The sequence below is a fragment of the Pseudonocardia sp. Ae150A_Ps1 genome, assembly GCF_001932315.1.
In the GTDB taxonomy this organism is placed as follows: Bacteria; Actinomycetota; Actinomycetes; order Mycobacteriales; family Pseudonocardiaceae; genus Pseudonocardia.
On record NZ_MCIJ01000001.1, the window covers coordinates 894,121 to 911,400 of the forward strand.

Genomic DNA, 17,280 nt, shown 5'->3' on the forward strand with positions numbered 1-17,280 from the left:
CCCGCTCACCCCAGCGCGGCCGAGATCGTCCGGGTGGTGTCCAGCAGGCGGTCGAGGTGCTCACGGAGCGCCCCGAGATCGGCGACCATCCGGATCGAGGTGATCGACAGCGCGCCGACGACGGTCCCGGTGGAATCGGCGATCGGCGCGGCCAGGCAGTTCACGAACTCCTCGTGCTCGCCGTCGTCCACCCCCCAGCCGCGCTCGGCGATCCGGTCGAGCTCCCGGTCGAGCTCGTCGGGACCCAGGGTGGCGGGGGTGTGCCGCGTCCAGTCCGCGTCGGCCAGCAGCTCCGCCCGCCGGGCCGCCGGGAGCTGGGCGAGCACGACCTTGCCGCCCCCTGTGCAGTTGAGCCGCACCGGGAGCCCGATCCGCGAGTACATCCGGATGCCCGAGGCGTCCTCGACCTTGTCGATGTAGAGCACCTGCCCCTCGATGAGCTGCGCCAGGTGCAGGGTGTGTCCGGTCTGCTCGTGCAGCCGCCGGACGGCGTCGTGCGCGATCCGGCGCAGGTCCAGCTTCTCCAGGGCCTGCTGGGCGATCGCGATTATGCGCGGCCCGATCGCGAAGGTGCCGTCCGAGTAGCGGATCAGGAAGCTCGCACGCTCGAGCGTCTGGAGCTGGCGGAAGATCGTCGACGGGTGGACCTGGAAGTGCTCGGCCACCTGTGCGGTGCTGCGGGGTCCCTCGGCGATCAGCTCGATGATCTGGGTGGCCCGGTGGACGGTCGACGACATCGGGGGCCCTTCTCGGTCTGCGGAGCGGCTTGACGGGAGCGGCTAGGCTCCGGCTGCATCATTCTCAACAGCGATTGCAATTATTGCAACCACCCGGAGGAGTGTCGTGGCCGGCCCACCCAACATCGTCTTCGTCATCACCGACCAGCAGCGGTTCGACACGGTGGGCGCGCTCGGCCACGAGCACGCGCGGACCCCCACCCTGGACCGGCTGGTCGCCGAGGGCACGGCCTTCACACGCACCTACGTGACGGCGCCGTCGTGCGCCCCGTCGCGGGCGAGCCTGTTCATGGGCATGTACCCGCACTCCACCGGGGTGCTGCGCAACGAGGACCCCTGGCACCACAGCTGGGTCGAACAGCTGGCCGGCGCCGGGTACCGGTGCGTGAACGTCGGCAAGATGCACACCTACCCCTACGAGACGTCCGCCGGGTTCCACGAGCGGCACGTCGTCGAGAACAAGGACCGCTTCCCGCTCACCAACCCGCACTACCTCGACCAGTGGGACAAGGCGTTCTGGACCCGCGGGGTGACCAAGCCGGGCCGCGGCGTCTACCGCGAGCGGCCCGACTACCGGCAGCGGATGGGTGCCTTCGTCTGGGAGGCCCCCGACGACCTGCACTCCGACACGTTCGTCGGCGGGCTCGCCGAGATGTGGCTGGACCGCTGGACCGGCGACGGACCGTTCTTCCTGCAGGTGGGGTTCCCGGGACCGCACCCGCCGTACGACCCGACCGCGGAGGCACTGGAGCGCTACGACGGCGTGCCCATGCCGCCCGCCGTCCGCACCGCGGACGACCTCGCCGCGCAGCCGGTCGCGCTGCAGGAGCTGCGCCGGCACAACGAGGAGACCGACCACGACTCGGTCGTCCACCTGGCCGACCCGGACGACGAGCAGATCGACCGCCAGCGCCGGCACTACATGGCCAACGTGTCCATGATCGACGACCAGGTCGCGGGCATCGTGGAGGCGCTGCGCCGGCGCGGGGTGCTCGACGACACGGTCATCGTGTTCGCCTCGGACCACGGCGACTGCCTGAACGACCACGGGCACATCCAGAAGTGGACGATGTACGAGCCCAGCGTCCGGGTGCCGCTGATCGTCTGGGGCCCGGGACGGGTCGCCGCGGACCGGCGGATCGACGGACTGACCTCGCTGATGGACGTCGGCCCGACGGTGCTGGAGCTGGCGGGCGTTCAGCCGCCGGAGTGGATGGAGGCCCGGTCGCTGCTGCCGGCGCTGCAGGGCGAGGAGTGGCCGGGCCGCGAGCACGCGTTCTCCGAGCACGCCCGGGACAAGGTGCTCACCGGGACCGCACTGATGACGATGGTCCGCGACGACCGGTACAAGCTGGTCGAGCTCGTCGACGACGACCGTGGGCAGCTCTTCGACCTCGAGCGCGACCCGCAGGAGGAGCACGACCTCTGGTACGACCCCGCGTACGACGAGGTCCGCCGCGAGCTGCTCGGGGTGATCTCGCGGTGGCGCGCACAGAGCGCGCTCACCACGGCCCCGTGGAAGGCCGCCTTCCGCTGACGACGTGGACACCCCGGCGGGTCCCGGCCGCACCCGGGCCCCGCCGGGGGCGGTCACCACTCGGCGAGCGAGCCGTCCGGGTAGCGCCAGGTCGGGCTGCGCCAGGCGTGCCCGCGCCGGTCCGCGTCCCGGACGGCGGCCTCGTCGATCTCCACCCCGAGCCCGGGCCCGGTGAGCCGCTCGATCCAGCCCGAGCCGAACTCCAGGACCGACGGGTCGGTCACGTAGTCGAGCACCTCGCCGTCGTCGTTGTAGTGGATGCCGATGCTCTGTTCCTGGATCAGGTGGTTCGGCGCGGCGAAGCCCACCTGCAGGCTGGCGGCCAGCGCGATCGGCCCGAGCGGGCAGTGCGGGGCGATGTGCGCACCGTGGGCCTCGGCGAGCGCGGCGATCCGGCGCACCTCCGAGATGCCGCCGGCGTGCGAGAGGTCCGGCCGCAGTACCGCGACCCCCGCGTCGAGCACGGGGAGGAAGTCCTGCCGGGAGTACAACCGCTCGCCGGTGGCGATCGGCACCGAGCTGGACTCGACGATCCGCGGCAGCAGGTGCCCGTTCTCCGGGACGACCGGCTCCTCGACGAACAGCGGCCGCAGCGGCTCCAGTGCGGCGAGCAGCCGTCGCGCGTCGGCCGCACCGACCCGGCCGTGGAAGTCGACGGCGACGTCGCGGTCCGGCCCGAGGACCTCGCGGGCCGCGGCGACCCGCTCGGTCACACCGTCCAGCTCCCGGTGCGTCGCGAGCGGCCCGATCCGGCCGCTCGCGTTCATCTTCACCGCCGTCAGGCCGGACTCCACACGGGCCGCGACAGCGTCGGCCACCTCGGTGGGCTCGTCACCGCCGATCCAGCCGTAGATCCGGATCCGGTCACGGACGTGCCCGCCGAGCAGCGTGTGCACCGGCACCCCGAACCGCTTGCCCGCGATGTCCCACAGCGCCTGGTCGACCCCCGCCACGGCACTGGCGAACACCGGACCGCCCCGGTAGAAGGTGCCGCGGGTCATCGTCTGCCACAGGTCCTCGATGCGTGACGGGTCGGCCCCGTGCAGCAGCTCTGCCAGCTGGCCGACCGCGGCACGCACGGTCTCCGCGCTCCCCTCGACGACCGGCTCGCCCCAGCCGACGAGGCCGTCGTCGGTCTCGATGCGCAGGAACAGCCAGCGCGGCGGGACCAGGAACGTCTCGACACGAGCGATCTTCACCAGGACTCCTTCGTCGCCTGTGGATGCGGGTTGACACGCCGCCGGGCCTAGTTAGGGTAAGTCGCACTCCGGATATTGCACAAATGATTGCATTATTTGCAATCGCTCGATGCACACCGGCGTGTCCCGGCACGGAACCCAAGGAGGGGTAGTGGTGCGTCGACACGGGGTGGCCCTCGTCGCGATGGCGGTGGCGTCGTTCCTGCTCGCCGGGTGCGGCTCCGCACCCGCAGGTGGGCCCGGTGCCCCACCGGAGGCGGGCGGGACGCTGACGTTCGCCAACTGGCAGTGGAACGAACCCGGCCGCGGCGAGAAGATCCTCGAGGCCGTCGAGGCCTACAACGAGGCCAATCCCGCCGCCCGGATCGAACCGGTCGCGATCACGCGCGCCGACTACGAGAAGACGATCAGCACCCAGATCGGCTCCGGCGGCGGGCCGGACCTCCTGGCCAGCCCGGCGCCGTTCTTCCACACGATGGCCGACGCCGACGTGCTGGTCCCGCTCGACGACGTCCTCGATCCCGGGCAGGAGGCCACGCTCCGGCCGAACAACGCCGAGCTGCGCGTCGACGGGTCCCGGCTCGGCCTCGTCTGGGGTGTCGCCCCGTACGCGCTGTTCTGGAACCAGCGCCTCCTCGACGAGGCCGGTGTCACCGAGCCGCCGCGCACGTTCGACGAGCTGCTCGCCGCGGCGACCCGGGTGCACGAGCGCACCGGGAAGATCGGCTTCGCCACCCGGCACCAGCTCAACGAGGAGGACGCCTGGTGGGACGACTTCGCCAGCTGGGTCTACGGGTACGGCGGCGGCTGGTCCACCGACGGCCGCCTCACGATCGACAGCCCGCAGAACGTCGCCGCCGTGGAGGCGTTCGCCCGGATCTACTCCTCCGGGGCCTTCGCCGTCGGCGACGACGCCTCCACGTTCCGGAGCAAGTTCGGCGCCGGTGAGGTCGCATTCGTGCTGGACAACGCGACCGTGGTGAGCAGCGCGCTGGCCAACAGCTCCGCGCTGACCCCGGCCGACGTCGGCTCCGCGGTCCTCCCCTTCCCCAGCGGATCGTCCGGCGCCCAGTCCAACGTGATCGCGATCAACGCGAACTCACCGAACCAGGCGCTGGCCAAGGACTTCCTGCACTGGATGTACACCGAGGGCCCGCAGCGCGGCCTCGCCGACGCCCAGTTCCCGGCCGGCAACGGCACGACCGTCGCGCCGCCCGCCGCGAAGGTCGCCGCGAACCGGTGGGTGGACTCGTTCTACACCCAGCTCGAGGACTCGCAGAGCCTCGTCGTCCCCGGGTTCGAGACCGAGACCCCGCAGATCCGCAACATCGTCCTGACCCGTGTCCAGCAGGTGCTCACCTCCGACGTGAGCGCCGCCGAGGCCCTGGCCGAGGCCCAGCAGGACGCCGAGCAGCTGCGGTGAGCCCCACCCAGCCCGACACGTCTGGAGCAACGATGCCCGGTCCCGCAGCTCCGCCGGGCGCGGCCACCGCGTCCCGCCCGGCCCCACCGGCGACGGCCGCCCCGGCGCGGCGCCGGCCGCGCCGCACCCTCGCGCCGTACGCCTACGCCGGCCTCGGCGCGGTCTTCCTGCTGGTCTTCGCCGGGATCCCGCTGCTGTGGGGCATCGGCCTGAGCGTCACCGACACCCGGCTGCTGCGCCCGAACGGCGGCTCGTTCGTCGGCCTGGAGAACTACGCGCAGCTGTTCTCCGGCAGCGCGCTGCTCCGCTCGGTGCTCACCACCCTCGTCTACTCCGCCGCCACCGTGGCCGGTGCGCTGGTGCTCGGCACCGTCTCGGCGGTCGTGCTGAACCGGGCGTTCCCCGGCCGGCTGCTCGCCCGCGCCGTGATCGTGATGCCGTGGGCCGTCCCGACGGTGGCCGTCGCGCTCGTCTTCCGGTGGATCTACAACGACTCGGCCGGTGTCGCCAACACCGGCCTGCGGGCGCTCGGGATCGGCGAGGCCGGCTGGCTGACCGACCCAGACTTCGGGATGGTCTCGGTCCTCGTCGCCACCGTCTGGAAGGTCACGCCCTTCGTGATGCTCGTGGTGCTGGCCGCGCTGCAGTCGGTCCCGGAGGAGCTGTACAAGGCCACCCGGGTGGACGGCGCCGACGCGCTGGCCACGTTCCGCCTCGTCGTCCTGCCGTTCCTGGCCCCCACCCTGAAGATCGCCGGGCTGCTGATGACGATCTGGTCGTTCCGGCGGTTCGAGATCATCTGGCTGCTGACCGGCGGCGGGCCGGTGGACGCCACGAACACCGTCGTCGTCTCGCTGTACCGGGAGGCGTTCAACAACAGCCGGCTCGGCCTCGGCGCCGCGATCGGCGTCGTCGGCCTGAGCCTGTCGGTCGTCGTCACCGCCGTCTACTTCGCGATCGAGCGGCGCAACGCGCGGCAGGAGGCGGGCTCGTGATCGGCCGTCGCAACCTCGGGGCCGGGGCGCGGACGCTGCTGGCCGTGGCGCTGGCCGTGCTCGCCGGCTTCCCGCTGTACTGGATCGTCAACACCGCGATGACCCCGACCGACCAGCTCTACGGCGGCGGGCAGACCCTCCTCCCGGACTTCACCCGCTCGCTCGAGGTCTTCTCGGTCCTCACCTCCGACACCCCGTTCCTGCGGTGGATGGGCAACTCGGCCGTCGTCGCGTTCGGCACCACGCTGTTCAGCCTGCTGATGGCCACGCTCACCGCGTACGCGCTGTCCCGCTACCGGTTCACCGGCAAGGGGCTGCTGGGCTGCGGGTTCTTCGCGACCCAGATGCTGCCCGAGGCGCTGCTGGTGGTGCCGCTGTACTCGATGTTCGCCGCGCTCGGGCTGCTCAACGAGCTGTTCGGGCTCGTGCTGGCGAACACGGCGTTCGCGATGCCGGTGGCGACCTTCCTGCTCAAGGCCGCGATGGACGGCGTGCCCTACGAGATCGAGGAGTCGGCCAGGGTCGACGGCGCGGGCTCGCTGGGGATCCTGCAGATCATGCTCGTCCCGCTGGTCGCGCCGTCGATGGCGGCCGCCGCGGTGATCGTGTTCTTCGACGGGTGGAACGAGTACCTGTTCGCCACGACGTTCATGTCCGAGCGGGACAGCTGGACCGCCTCCACCGGGCTCGCGTCCTTCATCGGGGAGTACCTCACCCCGCTCGACACCGTGTTCAGCGCGGCGCTGGTGTTCACCCTGCCCGCGATCGTGTTCTTCCTGCTCATGCAGCGCAGGATCGTCTCCGGCCTCACGGCCGGGTCGGTGAAGGGATAAGCCGATGCCGTCCATCGTGTTCGACCAGGTCTCGAAGAGCTTCGGGGACACCCCGGTGATCGCGGACTTCCACGCCGAGGTGCCGGACCGGGACTTCCTCGTCCTGCTCGGCCCGTCCGGCTGCGGGAAGTCGACGATGCTCCGGATGATCGCCGGGATCACCGAGCTGAGCTCCGGCGAGATCCGGTTCGACGACCGGGTGGTCAACGACCTGACCCCGCGCCAGCGCAACATCGCCTTCGTCTTCCAGAGCTACGCGCTCTACCCGCACATGACGGTGCGCGCCAACATCGGGTTCCCGCTCGTCATGGACCGGGCCCGCTGGTGGCACCACGTCCCCGTGCTCGGCGGGCTGGCCCGGCGCGCGATCCTGCGCAGCCCCGAGGTCAGCGCCCGCATCGAGGAGGTCGCGGCGACCCTGGAGCTGACCGGATACCTCGACCGCAGGCCCAAGGCGCTGTCCGGCGGGCAGCGGCAACGGGTCGCGCTGGCCCGCTCGCTGGTCCGCGAGCCGGACGTGTACCTGCTCGACGAGCCGCTGAGCAACCTGGACGCGAAGCTCCGCACCCAGATGCGGGCCGAGATCTCCGCCCTGCACGCGCGGGTCGGGAAGACCTTCGTCTACGTCACGCACGACCAGGTCGAGGCGATGACCATGGGCACGCGGATCGTCGTGCTGAACGACGGCGTCGTCCAGCAGTACGGCGAGCCCCGCGAGATCTACGAGCGCCCGGCCAACGAGTTCGTGGCCCGGTTCATCGGGTCGCCGCCGATGAACCTGGTCGACGCCAAGGTGGACGACGGCCGGCTCCGGGTGGGCGGTGTCGCCGTCCCCGGCACCACCGGGGCGGCCGCCGCGCTCACCGCGCAGGGCCGCACGACGATCCGGATGGGCGTGCGGGCCGAGCGGATCCGGGTGGACCCCGCCGAGCGGGCCACCGGTGACGGCCTCGCGGCGCGGGTCACCACGGTCGAGCACCTGGGGGCGGAGACGATCGTCGGGTTCCGGCTGGACGGGGACACCGCGCCCGAGGAGCCGCTGCTGGCCCGGATGCCCGGCGACGTCCGGCTGGACCCGGGCGCGCCGTGCCACGTCCACCTCGACACCACCGGGGCCGGCTGGTTCGCCCCGGAGACGGGAGTGCGGGTTGAGCTCTGAGCACGCCGCACCGGTCGCGTCCACGCTGTGCGTGGGCGAGACGATGATCCAGCTGGCCACGTCCAGCGGCCGGCCGTTGACGAGCGCCCCCGACCTGGACGTGCGGGTCGCCGGTGCCGAGGCCAACGTCGCCGTCGGCATGGCCCACCTCGGCGCCGACGTCGAGTGGTTCGGCCGGATCGGTGCGGACCCGTTCGGGACGCGGGTGCTCGACCTGCTCCGGGAGCGCGGCGTGCAGGTGGACCGGGCGCCGGCGGACCCGGCGCTGCCCACCGGGCTCTACGTCAAGGACGTCGCCGTGCCCGGCAGCCCGGTCTACTACTACCGGCGCGGGTCGGCCGCCTCGGCGCTGTCCACCGACGACCTGCCCGCACTGCGGCTGCCCGACCGCAGGCTGTGCCATCTCAGCGGCATCACCCCGGCCCTGTCCGCGTCCTGCGACGCGCTCCTCGAGCGGATCGTGCGGGGGCGGAAGGGCGCAGGCCCGCTGGTCAGCTTCGACGTCAACCATCGTCCGGGGCTCTGGTCCGCGGCCTCGGCCGCGCCCCGGCTGCTGGAGCTCGCCCGCGCGTCCGACGTCGTGATCGTCGGCCGGGACGAGGCGGAGCGGCTGTGGGACACCCCCGACGCCGCAGCGGTCCGCGCGCTGCTGCCGGGCGTCCCCGAGGTCGTCGTGAAGGACGACGACCGGGGCGCGACCGTGTTCACCGGGACCGCGGAGGTCTTCGTCCCGGCCCTGCAGGTCGACGTGATCGAGCCGGTCGGAGCCGGGGACGCGTTCGCGGCCGGGTACCTCGCCGGGCTCCTGGCCGGGTACGACGCCGCCCACCGGGCCCGGCTCGGCCACCTCATGGCGGCGCTCGCGTTGCGGCACATCGGCGACCTGCCCCCGCTGCCGGAGGCGGACCGCATCCGCCGTCTCGCCGAGGGCACCACCGACGACTGGGCGGCCCGCCGCGGCACCGGGCTGCACGAGCTGGAGGCGCTGCTGTGAACCCTGCTGTGAACCCTGCCGAGGAGCTGTTCGCCGGCCACCGGGTGATGGCGATCCTGCGGAACCTGCCCGTCACCGAGACCCTGCGTCTGTCCCGCACCGCCTGGGACCTCGGCATCGAGCTGGTCGAGGTCCCGATCGGGTCGGCGGACGCCGTCCCCGTGCTGGAGGCGGTGCTGGCGGAGGGGCGTGAGCGGGGCCTGCCGGTGGGGGCGGGCACCGTCACCCGCCCCGAGCAGGTCGACGTGTGCGAGCGGCTCGGTGTGCCGTTCTGCGTCGCCCCGGGCCTGGACGCCCGGATCGTGACGGGCTGTGCCGAGCGGGGCATCGCGCACCTGCCCGGGGTCGCCACCGCCTCGGAGATCCAGGCCGCGGTGGCGCTCGGCTGCACGTGGGTGAAGGCGTTCCCGGCCGACGCGCTGGGCCTGCGCTGGTTCACGGGGATGGCCCGCGGGCCGTTCCCCGAGGTCTCGTTCGTCGCCACCGGCGGGATGGACGCCCGGTGCGCGCCGGACTACCTCGCGGCCGGGGCGTCGATGGTCGCCGTCGGGTCGGCGCTGGACGACCCGGACCAGCTGGGCCGGCTCGCGGCCGTCGTCGGGGGCACGGGGTGACGGACGGGCGCCGCCGGCCGGGGCCCGGTCAGCCCTCACCCGGAGCGGCCGCGGCGCGGGCGGCCTTCTTCTCCCGGTCCTCCTTGTAGCCGCGGTAGCCCGCGCGCACCGACACCACGGCCACCAGTCCCAGGGTGATCCACAGGGCGTAGTCGTCGATCATCAGGACCACGTCGACCGCGTGCTGTCCGACCCCGTAGCCCAGCCCCGCCACCAGGCCGGTGATCATCGCGGCGCCGATCGCGTCGAAGACCAGGAACCGGACCAGCCCCATGCCGCTCAGCCCGGCGACCGCGAACACGGCGGGTGCCGGGATCCCCGGCAGCGCCGCTGCCATCACGACCAGCGGCATCGCCCACGCGGGCCAGGACCGGACCCGCGCCACGAACCGCTTCGCGACGTCGCCCGGCGCCCACAACTCGATGATCTTCTCGCCCCACCGGCGGCCGGCCAGCCAGAACAGCCAGTCGAACTTGATCATCCCGAACACGCCGGCGGCGACCACCAGCCAGAGTGCGCCCTCACCGATCCGGGCGAACGCGGCACCGGCACCGATCGCCGACAGGCTGCCGGTGACCGCGCTGAGGGCGATCGGGTGCGACGCCAGGAGGAACGGCCGCACCGGCATCGACGCCATCATCAACAGCACGACACCGAAGGTCGCGAACACCAGGAACTTGTCGCCCCGCGACATCGGGTGGTCCCACGGCACGGCGTCCCGCCACGCCTGCTTCGCCTCGGCCAGCTCCTCCGGCGAGTAGTCCTTGCTACGCCACCGGAAACGCTTCCGCGGGGCCGGCGGAGCCGGGGCGGCGGCACCCGCCGCGGGGACCACCGGGATCGGCTCCGTCGTGCTCCGCGCGGCATCCCGCTCGCTGCGCCGCGGCCAGCTCGTCCCCGGTGCCCGGCCGTCCGTGTGCTCGTCCATCCTGGTCATCGCTCCTGCTCCCGTCGCTCGTCGTCGGTGGGAGCAGTCGACACGATGCCGTTACGGCACGGTCAAGTCAGGCGCCGGCGGCGTCCTGCCGGGCGAGCTCGGCGACCAGTGCGTCGGCGGCCGCCTTCAGCCTCGGGACGGCGGAGTCGACCAGGGTGTCGGTCATCCGGGTCGTCGGCCCCGAGATGGAGACGGCGGCCGGCAACGGCCCGTCCAGCGCGACGGCGACGCACCGCACCCCGAGCTCCTGCTCGCCCTCGTCGATCGCGTACCCGGTCGCACGGACCTTCTCCAGCTCGGCGCCGAACTGGTCGATGTCGGTGACGGTGTTGTCGGTGTGCCGGACGAAGTCGGTGTGCCGCAGGATCTCCCGCGCCCGGTCGGCCGGCATGCGGGCGAGCAGCGCCTTCCCGACGGCGGTGCAGTGCGGCGACACGCGGCGCCCGACCTCGGTGAACATCCGCATCGAGTGCCGGCCGGGCTCCTGGGCCACGTAGACGACCTGGTTGCCCTCGAGCATCGCCAGGTTGGCGCTCTCCCCCAGCTCGTCGACCAGGCTCGCCAGCCGCGGCTGGGCCCAGACGCCGACCAGCCGGCCCGCGGTGTCCCCAAGCCGCACGAGGCGGGGGCCGAGCGCGTACTCCCGCGACGACTGCTGCCGGACGTAGCCGCGCCCGGCCAGGGTCCGGACGAGCCGGTGGATCGTGGGCAGCGGCAGCCCGGAGCTGGCGGCGAGGTGGGACAGGCTCACGGTGCCGCCTGCGTCGGCCATCGCCTCGAGCAGGTCGACGGCCCGTTCGACGGCCTGGACGGTCCCGGAGCGCGCGGGGACGCCACCGGCCACCTCGGCCGCCACGTCGTCGTCGGACACGTTCTTCCGCATGACGGAAGTCTAGCCCTCGTCCGGCGCCGGGGCGTGGACCTCGGCGGCCCGCTCCACGACCTGCTCCACCGACCCGCGGCGCAGCAGCCGGCCCCGGGGCACCGCGCCCGCTCCGGTGTCCACGTCGTGACCGGCCAGGATCGTCCGGCGGACCACGCCGGCGAGCGACCGGCCGGCGTAGGCGCTGACCTTGTTCTTGTGGTGCAGCCGGGCCGGGTCCACGACGAACGCGGCGTCCGGGGCGAAGACGGTGAGGTCGGCGTCGTAGCCCAGTGCGACCTTCCCCTTGGAGGTGAGCCCGACCAGCTCGGCGGGCTTGGCCGCCATCCACCGCACGACCTGCTCCAGCCCGATGCCGCGCCGCCGGGCCTCGCTCCACACCAGGGACAGCCCCAGCTGCAACGACGACACCCCGCCCCAGGCCAGCCCGAAGTCCCCGGAGTCGAGCAGCTTCAGCTCCGCCGTGGAGGGCGAGTGGTCGGAGACGATGCAGTCGATCGTCCCCTCCAGCAGCCCCTCCCAGAGCAGCTCCCGGTTCGACGCCTCCCGGATCGGCGGGCAGCACTTGTGTGTGGTGGCGCCGTCGGCGATCTCCTCGGCGAACAGCGTCAGGTAGTGCGGGCAGGTCTCCGCGGTGATCCGGACGCCGTCGCGGCGCGCGGTCGCGAGCATCGGCAGCGCGTCCGACGACGACACGTGCAGCACGTGCGCCCGCGCCCCGGTCCATCGGGCCCGCTCGATCACCTCGGCGATGGCGAGGTTCTCCGCGCCACGGGGCCGCGAGGCCAGGAACGACGCGTACGCCGAACCGTGCGGGGTGGGCGCCTTCTCGATCGCCCGCGAGTCCTCGGCGTGGACGATCATGACGGCGTCGAACGTGGCCAGTTCGGCCATGTCCCGCTCCATCTCGTCCGCGTCGAGCGGCGGGAACTCGTCGACGCCGGAGTGCAGCAGGAAGCACTTGAAGCCGAAGACGCCCTCGTCGTGCAGGCCGCGCAGGTCACCGGCGTTGCCCGGCACCGCGCCGCCCCAGAACCCGACGTCGACGAAGGCCTGGTCGGCGGCGACCTTGCGCTTCACCTCCAGCGCCGCGACGTCGACCGTCGGCGGGATGGAGTTCAGCGGCATGTCGACGATCGTGGTGACCCCGCCGGCCGCGGCGGCCCGGGTCGCCGAGGCGAAGCCCTCCCACTCGGTGCGGCCGGGCTCGTTGACGTGCACGTGGGTGTCGACGAGCCCGGGCAGCAGCACCTCGTCGTCGGCGAGCTCGATCACCCGGGTGCCGTCGAGGCCGTTGCCCAGCGGCTCGATCGCGACGATCCGCCCCCCGGTGACTCCGACCTCCCGGGGCTGCTCCCCCGCCGTCGTCATGATCCGCCGCCCGCGGACCACCAGGTCGTAGCTCGTCACGATGCCTCCAGGGGGAATCCGGTGATCTTCTTGGTGCGCGGGGCCGCGTAGGTGCGGGACTTCGAGGTGGACAGACCGAGCCGGACCAGCGACTCCGCCACGGTGACGGCGGCGGGGACACCGTCGACGACCGGCACGCCGGTCTCGGCACGGACCTTCTCCTCCAGGCCGGCCATCCCGCCGCACCCGAGGCAGATCACCTCGGCGCCGTCCTCGGCGACCGCCCGGCGGGCCTGCGCGACGATCGCCGCGACCGCCCGGGCCGGGTCCTCCTCCAGCTCGAGCACCGCCAGCCCGGACGCGCGGACCGACGCGCACCGCCGGTCCAGCCCGGCCAGCAGCAGGCGGTCGGAGATGAGCGGGACCGTGCGGTCCAGGGTGGTCACCACCGAGTAGCGGTGCCCCAGGTACATCGCGGTGGCGGCAGCCGCCTCGGTGATGTCGACGACGGGTACGTCGAGCATCTCCTGCAGACCCTCGCGGCCGTGCTCGCCGTAGCCGGCCTGGATCACCGCGTCGAACGGCTCGCGGTAGCGGGCGACGGCGTCGGCGACGCCGACGGCGGCGAGGTAGCTCTCCAGGTTGCCCTCGACGGACTCGGCGCCGAACCGCGGCGTGAGCCCGACGATCTCCGTCCCGGGCGCGGCGACAGCACGCGCCGACGCCGCGATCGCCTCGGTGACCGACTCGGTGGTGTTGACGTTGACGACGAGGATCCGCATGTCGCACAGTCCTTCCGTTGCGACTCGGGAGGGCGGGGGTCGGTGTGGTCAGTGCTCGGAGGACCGCACCGCGATGTGCTCGCCGGACACGGCACGGTAGTCCGCGCCGCGCGGGGCGACCAGGACCGTTCCGATCGCGGCGACCGCGGCGCCGAGGAACCAGGAGAACGGTGCGACGGCCTCCATCGCGGGGACGAACCCGGCCACGACGGCCAGGGCCGCCGAGGGGACGAAGACCGCGACCGCGCGCAGGTTGACCCCGCTTCGGTAGTGGTAGGCGCCGTCCGGGTCCTCCGAGTAGAGCGCGGGCACGTCGACCCGGCCGCGCCGCACCAGCCAGTAGTCGGCCATCACGATCCCGAACAGCGGCCCGAGCAGCGCGCCCAGTACGCCGAGGAAGTAGACGATCACGACCGGGTTGTCGTAGAGGTTCCACGGCAGGATCACCAGGCCGAGCACGGCGCTGACGATCCCGGCCCGGCGGAAGTCCAGGACCGTCGGCATCAGGTTGGACTGCGCGTAGCAGGGCGCGACGAAGTTGGCCATGAGGTTCACCGCGACCGTCAGGACCAGCAGCGCGGCCGAGGCGAGCAGCAGCAGCGGCGTGTTCGGGATCGTGTCGACGACGTCGCTCGGGCTGGAGATCACCTGCCCGTCGATCCGGAACTGGCCACCGGCCAGCACGACGACCACGAACCCGAAGAACAGCGTGTTCGGCAGGATCCCCCAGAAGCTGCCCCGGCGGATCGCCGACGTGCTGGTGGAGTTGCGGGTGAAGTCGCAGAAGGTGAGGACGAACGTCCCGTAGATCGCCGTCCAGAGTGCGGCACCGGCGAGGATCTGCACCCACATGGTGCCCCCGGTGAGGGGCTCGGGCACCGACCAGGCGATGTCGCCGCCGGTCTGCCAGAGCATCCAGCCGGCCAGCGCGGCCAGGGTGACCAGCACGACCGGCCCGGCGAACGCCTCGTAGCGGCGGATGCCGTCCATGCCGTACAGCAGGATCCCCACCTGGATCACCCACAGCGCCAGGAAACAGATCCAGCCGAGCGCGGACAGGCCGAGGAACGAGACCTCCTCCAGCGCCCCGGCGCCGGGCGCGACGGCCAGCACCATCACGGTGAGCACCTGGGTGGCGAGATAGGTCTGGATGCCGAACCAGGCGATCGCGACCACGCCCCGGACCATCGCCGGCAGCTGCGCGCCCCGGACGCCGAACGAGATCCGGCTCATCACCGGGAACGGCAGCCCGGTCCGCCAGCCCATGTACCCGGCGACCGTCAGCAGGACGAACAGCAGCAGCGCCCCGATGCCCAGCGACACCATGATCTGCCAGGCGCCGAGACCGAGCGCGAACAGGCCGAGCGCGAAGCCGTAGTTGCCCAGGCTGTGCACGTCGACGGCCCAGAGCGTGAAGATGTTGTAGGCCTTCCACGACCGGCCATCGACGCGGGTCGGGGCGAGGTCGTGGTTGTACAGCCGCGAGCTGAGATCACCGGGGACGGCGTCCTGCTCGGCGGAGGTGCCGGTCGTACCGGGGCGCGTCATCGGGCCACCTCTCCGCCGGTTCCGCGATACGGAACCGTTCTCTTGTCTGGCGGAATCACGCTATGGCGGCGGTCACGACGCCGTCAAGGGGTCGCCGCCGACCGGCGGCGCTTGACAGCCTTGACCGGCCGTGTTGCGATTCTCACCGCACTACGGAAACAACTTTCCGCATTGTGAAATCTACTCGGAGGCTTCGGTGACCGCTCTCTTCTGTTCCGGCGACGCGATGCGTGGCGGACGGCTGCACCACAACGTGTCCGCGCACCCCTTCCTCGGGGCCGTGCGCACCGCCCCGCACTACCGGATGTACTCCGTGCGCGACGGGTTCCCGGCACTGCTCGAGGACCCGTCCGGCGGGGTCCCGCTGGCCGGGGAGATCTACGACGTCCCGCTCTCGGCGATCCGCACCGACTTCCTTCCGGACGAGCCGCCGGAGCTGGAGCTGACCGTCGTCGAGCTCGACGACGGCCGCGACGTCCTCGCCGTCGGCCTGCGGCCCGGCGTGCTGGAGCGGCAGGCCGACGAGCTCACCGACATCACCGCGCACGGCGGGTGGCGGGCCTACAAGGGCCTGCCCGACCCCGCCTGACGCCCTCGACGAGGAGGCACTGTGTCCACGTTCCCGTCCACGCCCCTCCCCCTGACCGTCAACTGTTCCATCGTCTTCGGCGACGTCCCGCTGCTCGAACGGCCCGCGGCCGCCGCGGCGGCCGGGTTCGACGCCGTCGAGTTCTGGTGGCCGTTCGACCGGCCCGTCCCGTCCGACCACGAGGTCGACGCGTTCGTGACCGCGGTGTCCGACGCCGGTGTCGTCCTCACCGGGCTCAACTTCGCCGCCGGTGACATGCCCGCCGGCGAGCGCGGGATCCTGTCCGACCCGGACCGCGCGACCGCGTTCGCCGACAACGTCGAGGTCGCGGTCGGGATCGGGTCCCGGCTCGGGACCACCGGCTTCAACGCCCTCTACGGCAACCGGATCCCCGGCGTCGCCCCGGAGGCGCAGGACGAGCTCGCCGCCGAGCACCTCGCCCTCGCCGGGCGCGCGGCCGGCCGGATCGGCGCGGTCGCGCTGCTGGAGCCGGTCAGCGGGGTCGACGCCTACCCGGTGCGGACCGCGGCCGACGCCGTCGCGGTACTCGACCGGGTCGGGTCCGACGACGTCCGGCTGCTGCTCGACGTCTACCACCTGGCCGTGAACGGCGACGACCCCGCAGCCGCGATCGACCGGTACGCCGGCCGGATCGGCCACGTCCAGATCGCCGACGCCCCGGGACGCGGCGAGCCCGGCACCGGCGGTCTGCCGATCGCCGGCCTCGTCGACCGGGTGCACGCCGCCGGCTACCGCGGCCGGATCTCGCTAGAGTACAAGCCCACCACCTCCGAGCCGTTCGCCTGGCTCGCCCGCCCGGAAGGAGCACGCGCATGAGCAGGACCGTTGCGTTCGTCGGACTCGGGATCATGGGCGGTCCGATGGCCCGCCACCTGGCCGCGGCCGGGCACGACGTCGTCGGGTTCAACCGCAGCCCGGAGAAGACCCGCGCGCTGGTCGAGGCAGGCGGGCGGGCGGCGGGGTCGGTCGCGGAGGCCGTCGACGGTGCCGACGTCGTCGCGCTGATGCTGCCGGACTCGCCGGACGTCACCTCCGTCCTCACCGACGGGGTGTTCGACGCCGCGAAGCCCGGCACGCTGATCGTGGACTTCTCGACGATCCGGCCGGACGTCGCCCGCGACCTGGCCGCGCAGGCGTCGGACCGGGGGCTGCGGATGATCGACGCGCCGGTGTCCGGCGGGCAGGCCGGCGCCGAGAACGCCGCTCTCTCGATCATGGTCGGCGGCGCGGAGGCCGACGTCGCCGACGCGCGCCCCCTGCTCGACGTCGTCGGGAAGACCGTCGTGCACGTCGGGCCGAGCGGCGCCGGGCAGACGGTGAAGGCCGCGAACCAGCTGATCGTCGCGGGCAACATCGCGCTGCTCGCGGAGGCGCTGGTGTTCCTGGAGGCGCACGGCGCGGACCTCCCGGCGGCGGTCGAGGTGCTCGGCGGCGGGCTCGCCGGATCGGCGGTGCTGAACCCGAAGGCGCCGAAGATGCTGGACCGCGACTTCGGTCCCGGTTTCCGGATCGACCTGCACCACAAGGACATGGGCATCGTGTCAGAGGCGTCACGCAGCGCCGGGGTCGTCACGCCGGTGGCGGCCCTGGTCGCCCAGCTCGTCGCCGCGACCCGCGCGGCGGGCGACGGCGACCTCGACCACTCGGCCCTGTTCCGCACGGTCGCGCGCCTGAACGGG

The 17,280-nt window shown here is 72.8% G+C and carries 16 protein-coding genes and 1 pseudogene; 10 read left to right on the top strand and 7 right to left on the bottom strand.

Translation table 11 applies throughout. The features are described 5' to 3' along the window. Positions 1–5: 5 nt before the first annotated feature. Entirely contained in the window at positions 6–737 is a 732-nt protein-coding gene (locus tag Ae150APs1_RS03800) for an IclR family transcriptional regulator (RefSeq protein WP_075295826.1), read from the bottom strand. A gap of 106 nt (positions 738–843) precedes the next feature. Here Ae150APs1_RS03800 and Ae150APs1_RS03805 point away from each other — a divergent pair, with 106 nt between their 5' ends. Continuing rightward, complete coding sequence (locus Ae150APs1_RS03805; RefSeq protein WP_075295828.1) at positions 844–2,274, top strand: sulfatase-like hydrolase/transferase; 1,431 nt, start codon at positions 844–846, stop codon at positions 2,272–2,274. 53 nt (positions 2,275–2,327) lie between these two features. On the opposite strand, the gene dgoD is transcribed toward Ae150APs1_RS03805, so the two are convergent. Further along, positions 2,328–3,473 carry a galactonate dehydratase gene (gene dgoD / locus Ae150APs1_RS03810; RefSeq protein ID WP_075295830.1) on the bottom strand — a complete coding sequence of 382 codons (1,146 nt, stop codon included), beginning with the start codon at positions 3,471–3,473 and terminating at the stop codon, positions 2,328–2,330. Between the two features lie 151 nt (positions 3,474–3,624). Here dgoD and Ae150APs1_RS03815 point away from each other — a divergent pair, with 151 nt between their 5' ends. From Ae150APs1_RS03815 to Ae150APs1_RS03840, 6 genes are read left to right on the top strand one after another with little or no spacing between them, the layout of a single operon-like run. Next, the gene (locus Ae150APs1_RS03815; protein WP_212567152.1) at positions 3,625–4,896 is read left to right on the top strand and encodes an extracellular solute-binding protein; all 1,272 of its coding nucleotides are present in this window, start codon (positions 3,625–3,627) and stop codon (positions 4,894–4,896) included. A 32-nt stretch (positions 4,897–4,928) separates the two neighbouring features. Next, positions 4,929–5,891, top strand: coding sequence for a sugar ABC transporter permease (locus tag Ae150APs1_RS03820; RefSeq protein ID WP_083679916.1), 963 nt, complete (start codon positions 4,929–4,931; stop codon positions 5,889–5,891). Further along, positions 5,888–6,724: a carbohydrate ABC transporter permease gene (locus Ae150APs1_RS03825; protein WP_075295834.1), complete on the top strand. Its 837-nt coding sequence runs from the start codon at positions 5,888–5,890 to the stop codon at positions 6,722–6,724. Before Ae150APs1_RS03820 ends, Ae150APs1_RS03825 begins: the two co-directional genes overlap by 4 nt. A gap of 4 nt (positions 6,725–6,728) precedes the next feature. Beyond that, positions 6,729–7,883, top strand: a complete 1,155-nt coding sequence (locus tag Ae150APs1_RS03830; RefSeq protein WP_075295836.1) for an ABC transporter ATP-binding protein — start codon at positions 6,729–6,731, stop codon at positions 7,881–7,883. Further along, entirely contained in the window at positions 7,873–8,877 is a 1,005-nt protein-coding gene (locus tag Ae150APs1_RS03835; RefSeq protein WP_249266201.1) for a sugar kinase, read from the top strand. The genes Ae150APs1_RS03830 and Ae150APs1_RS03835 overlap by 11 nt, the downstream gene beginning before the upstream one ends. Then, on the top strand, positions 8,874–9,491 hold the full coding sequence (locus tag Ae150APs1_RS03840; protein WP_249266202.1) for a bifunctional 4-hydroxy-2-oxoglutarate aldolase/2-dehydro-3-deoxy-phosphogluconate aldolase: 618 nt from the start codon (positions 8,874–8,876) through the stop codon (positions 9,489–9,491). The genes Ae150APs1_RS03835 and Ae150APs1_RS03840 overlap by 4 nt, the downstream gene beginning before the upstream one ends. Before the next feature lie 28 nt (positions 9,492–9,519). On the opposite strand, the gene Ae150APs1_RS03845 is transcribed toward Ae150APs1_RS03840, so the two are convergent. The 5 genes from Ae150APs1_RS03845 to Ae150APs1_RS03865 form a co-directional block, all read right to left on the bottom strand. Then, positions 9,520–10,419 carry a DedA family protein gene (locus Ae150APs1_RS03845; protein WP_249266203.1) on the bottom strand — a complete coding sequence of 300 codons (900 nt, stop codon included), beginning with the start codon at positions 10,417–10,419 and terminating at the stop codon, positions 9,520–9,522. A 76-nt stretch (positions 10,420–10,495) separates the two neighbouring features. Next, on the bottom strand, positions 10,496–11,311 hold the full coding sequence (locus Ae150APs1_RS03850) for an IclR family transcriptional regulator (RefSeq protein ID WP_010228210.1): 816 nt from the start codon (positions 11,309–11,311) through the stop codon (positions 10,496–10,498). Positions 11,312–11,320: 9 nt separating this feature from the next. Further along, on the bottom strand, positions 11,321–12,721 hold the full coding sequence (gene allB / locus Ae150APs1_RS03855; protein WP_083679917.1) for an allantoinase AllB: 1,401 nt from the start codon (positions 12,719–12,721) through the stop codon (positions 11,321–11,323). Then, the gene (locus Ae150APs1_RS03860; RefSeq protein ID WP_010228205.1) at positions 12,718–13,443 is read right to left on the bottom strand and encodes an aspartate/glutamate racemase family protein; all 726 of its coding nucleotides are present in this window, start codon (positions 13,441–13,443) and stop codon (positions 12,718–12,720) included. Before Ae150APs1_RS03860 ends, allB begins: the two co-directional genes overlap by 4 nt. A gap of 48 nt (positions 13,444–13,491) precedes the next feature. Then, positions 13,492–14,991 (bottom strand): NCS1 family nucleobase:cation symporter-1, encoded by a 1,500-nt coding sequence (locus tag Ae150APs1_RS03865; protein ID WP_075295842.1) that lies wholly within the window; start codon positions 14,989–14,991, stop codon positions 13,492–13,494. A gap of 196 nt (positions 14,992–15,187) precedes the next feature. Between Ae150APs1_RS03865 and Ae150APs1_RS03870 the strand changes: the two genes are divergently transcribed. From Ae150APs1_RS03870 to Ae150APs1_RS31880, 3 genes and pseudogenes are all read left to right on the top strand, one after another. Further along, a complete protein-coding gene (locus Ae150APs1_RS03870) occupies positions 15,188–15,580 on the top strand; it encodes a gamma-glutamylcyclotransferase (RefSeq protein WP_010228201.1) in 393 nt (130 codons plus the stop codon). A 21-nt stretch (positions 15,581–15,601) separates the two neighbouring features. Then, the gene (locus Ae150APs1_RS03875; RefSeq protein WP_083679918.1) at positions 15,602–16,417 is read left to right on the top strand and encodes a TIM barrel protein; all 816 of its coding nucleotides are present in this window, start codon (positions 15,602–15,604) and stop codon (positions 16,415–16,417) included. Continuing rightward, positions 16,414–17,280: pseudogene (locus Ae150APs1_RS31880) on the top strand (2-hydroxy-3-oxopropionate reductase); the annotation flags it as partial. The gene Ae150APs1_RS03875 and the pseudogene Ae150APs1_RS31880, both read left to right, overlap by 4 nt.

What these genes read in the sequence shown, in the direction of transcription:
- Ae150APs1_RS03800 (WP_075295826.1), bottom strand. Translation starts at nt 737, where the DNA reads ATGTCGTCGACCGTCCACCGGGCCACCCAGATCATCGAGCTGATCGCC.
- Ae150APs1_RS03865 (WP_075295842.1), bottom strand. Translation starts at nt 14,991, where the DNA reads ATGACGCGCCCCGGTACGACCGGCACCTCCGCCGAGCAGGACGCCGTC.
- Ae150APs1_RS03830 (WP_075295836.1), top strand. Translation starts at nt 6,729, where the DNA reads ATGCCGTCCATCGTGTTCGACCAGGTCTCGAAGAGCTTCGGGGACACC.
- Ae150APs1_RS03860 (WP_010228205.1), bottom strand. Translation starts at nt 13,443, where the DNA reads ATGCGGATCCTCGTCGTCAACGTCAACACCACCGAGTCGGTCACCGAG.
- Ae150APs1_RS03850 (WP_010228210.1), bottom strand. Translation starts at nt 11,311, where the DNA reads ATGCGGAAGAACGTGTCCGACGACGACGTGGCGGCCGAGGTGGCCGGT.
- Ae150APs1_RS03845 (WP_249266203.1), bottom strand. Translation starts at nt 10,419, where the DNA reads ATGGACGAGCACACGGACGGCCGGGCACCGGGGACGAGCTGGCCGCGG.
- Ae150APs1_RS03820 (WP_083679916.1), top strand. Translation starts at nt 4,929, where the DNA reads ATGCCCGGTCCCGCAGCTCCGCCGGGCGCGGCCACCGCGTCCCGCCCG.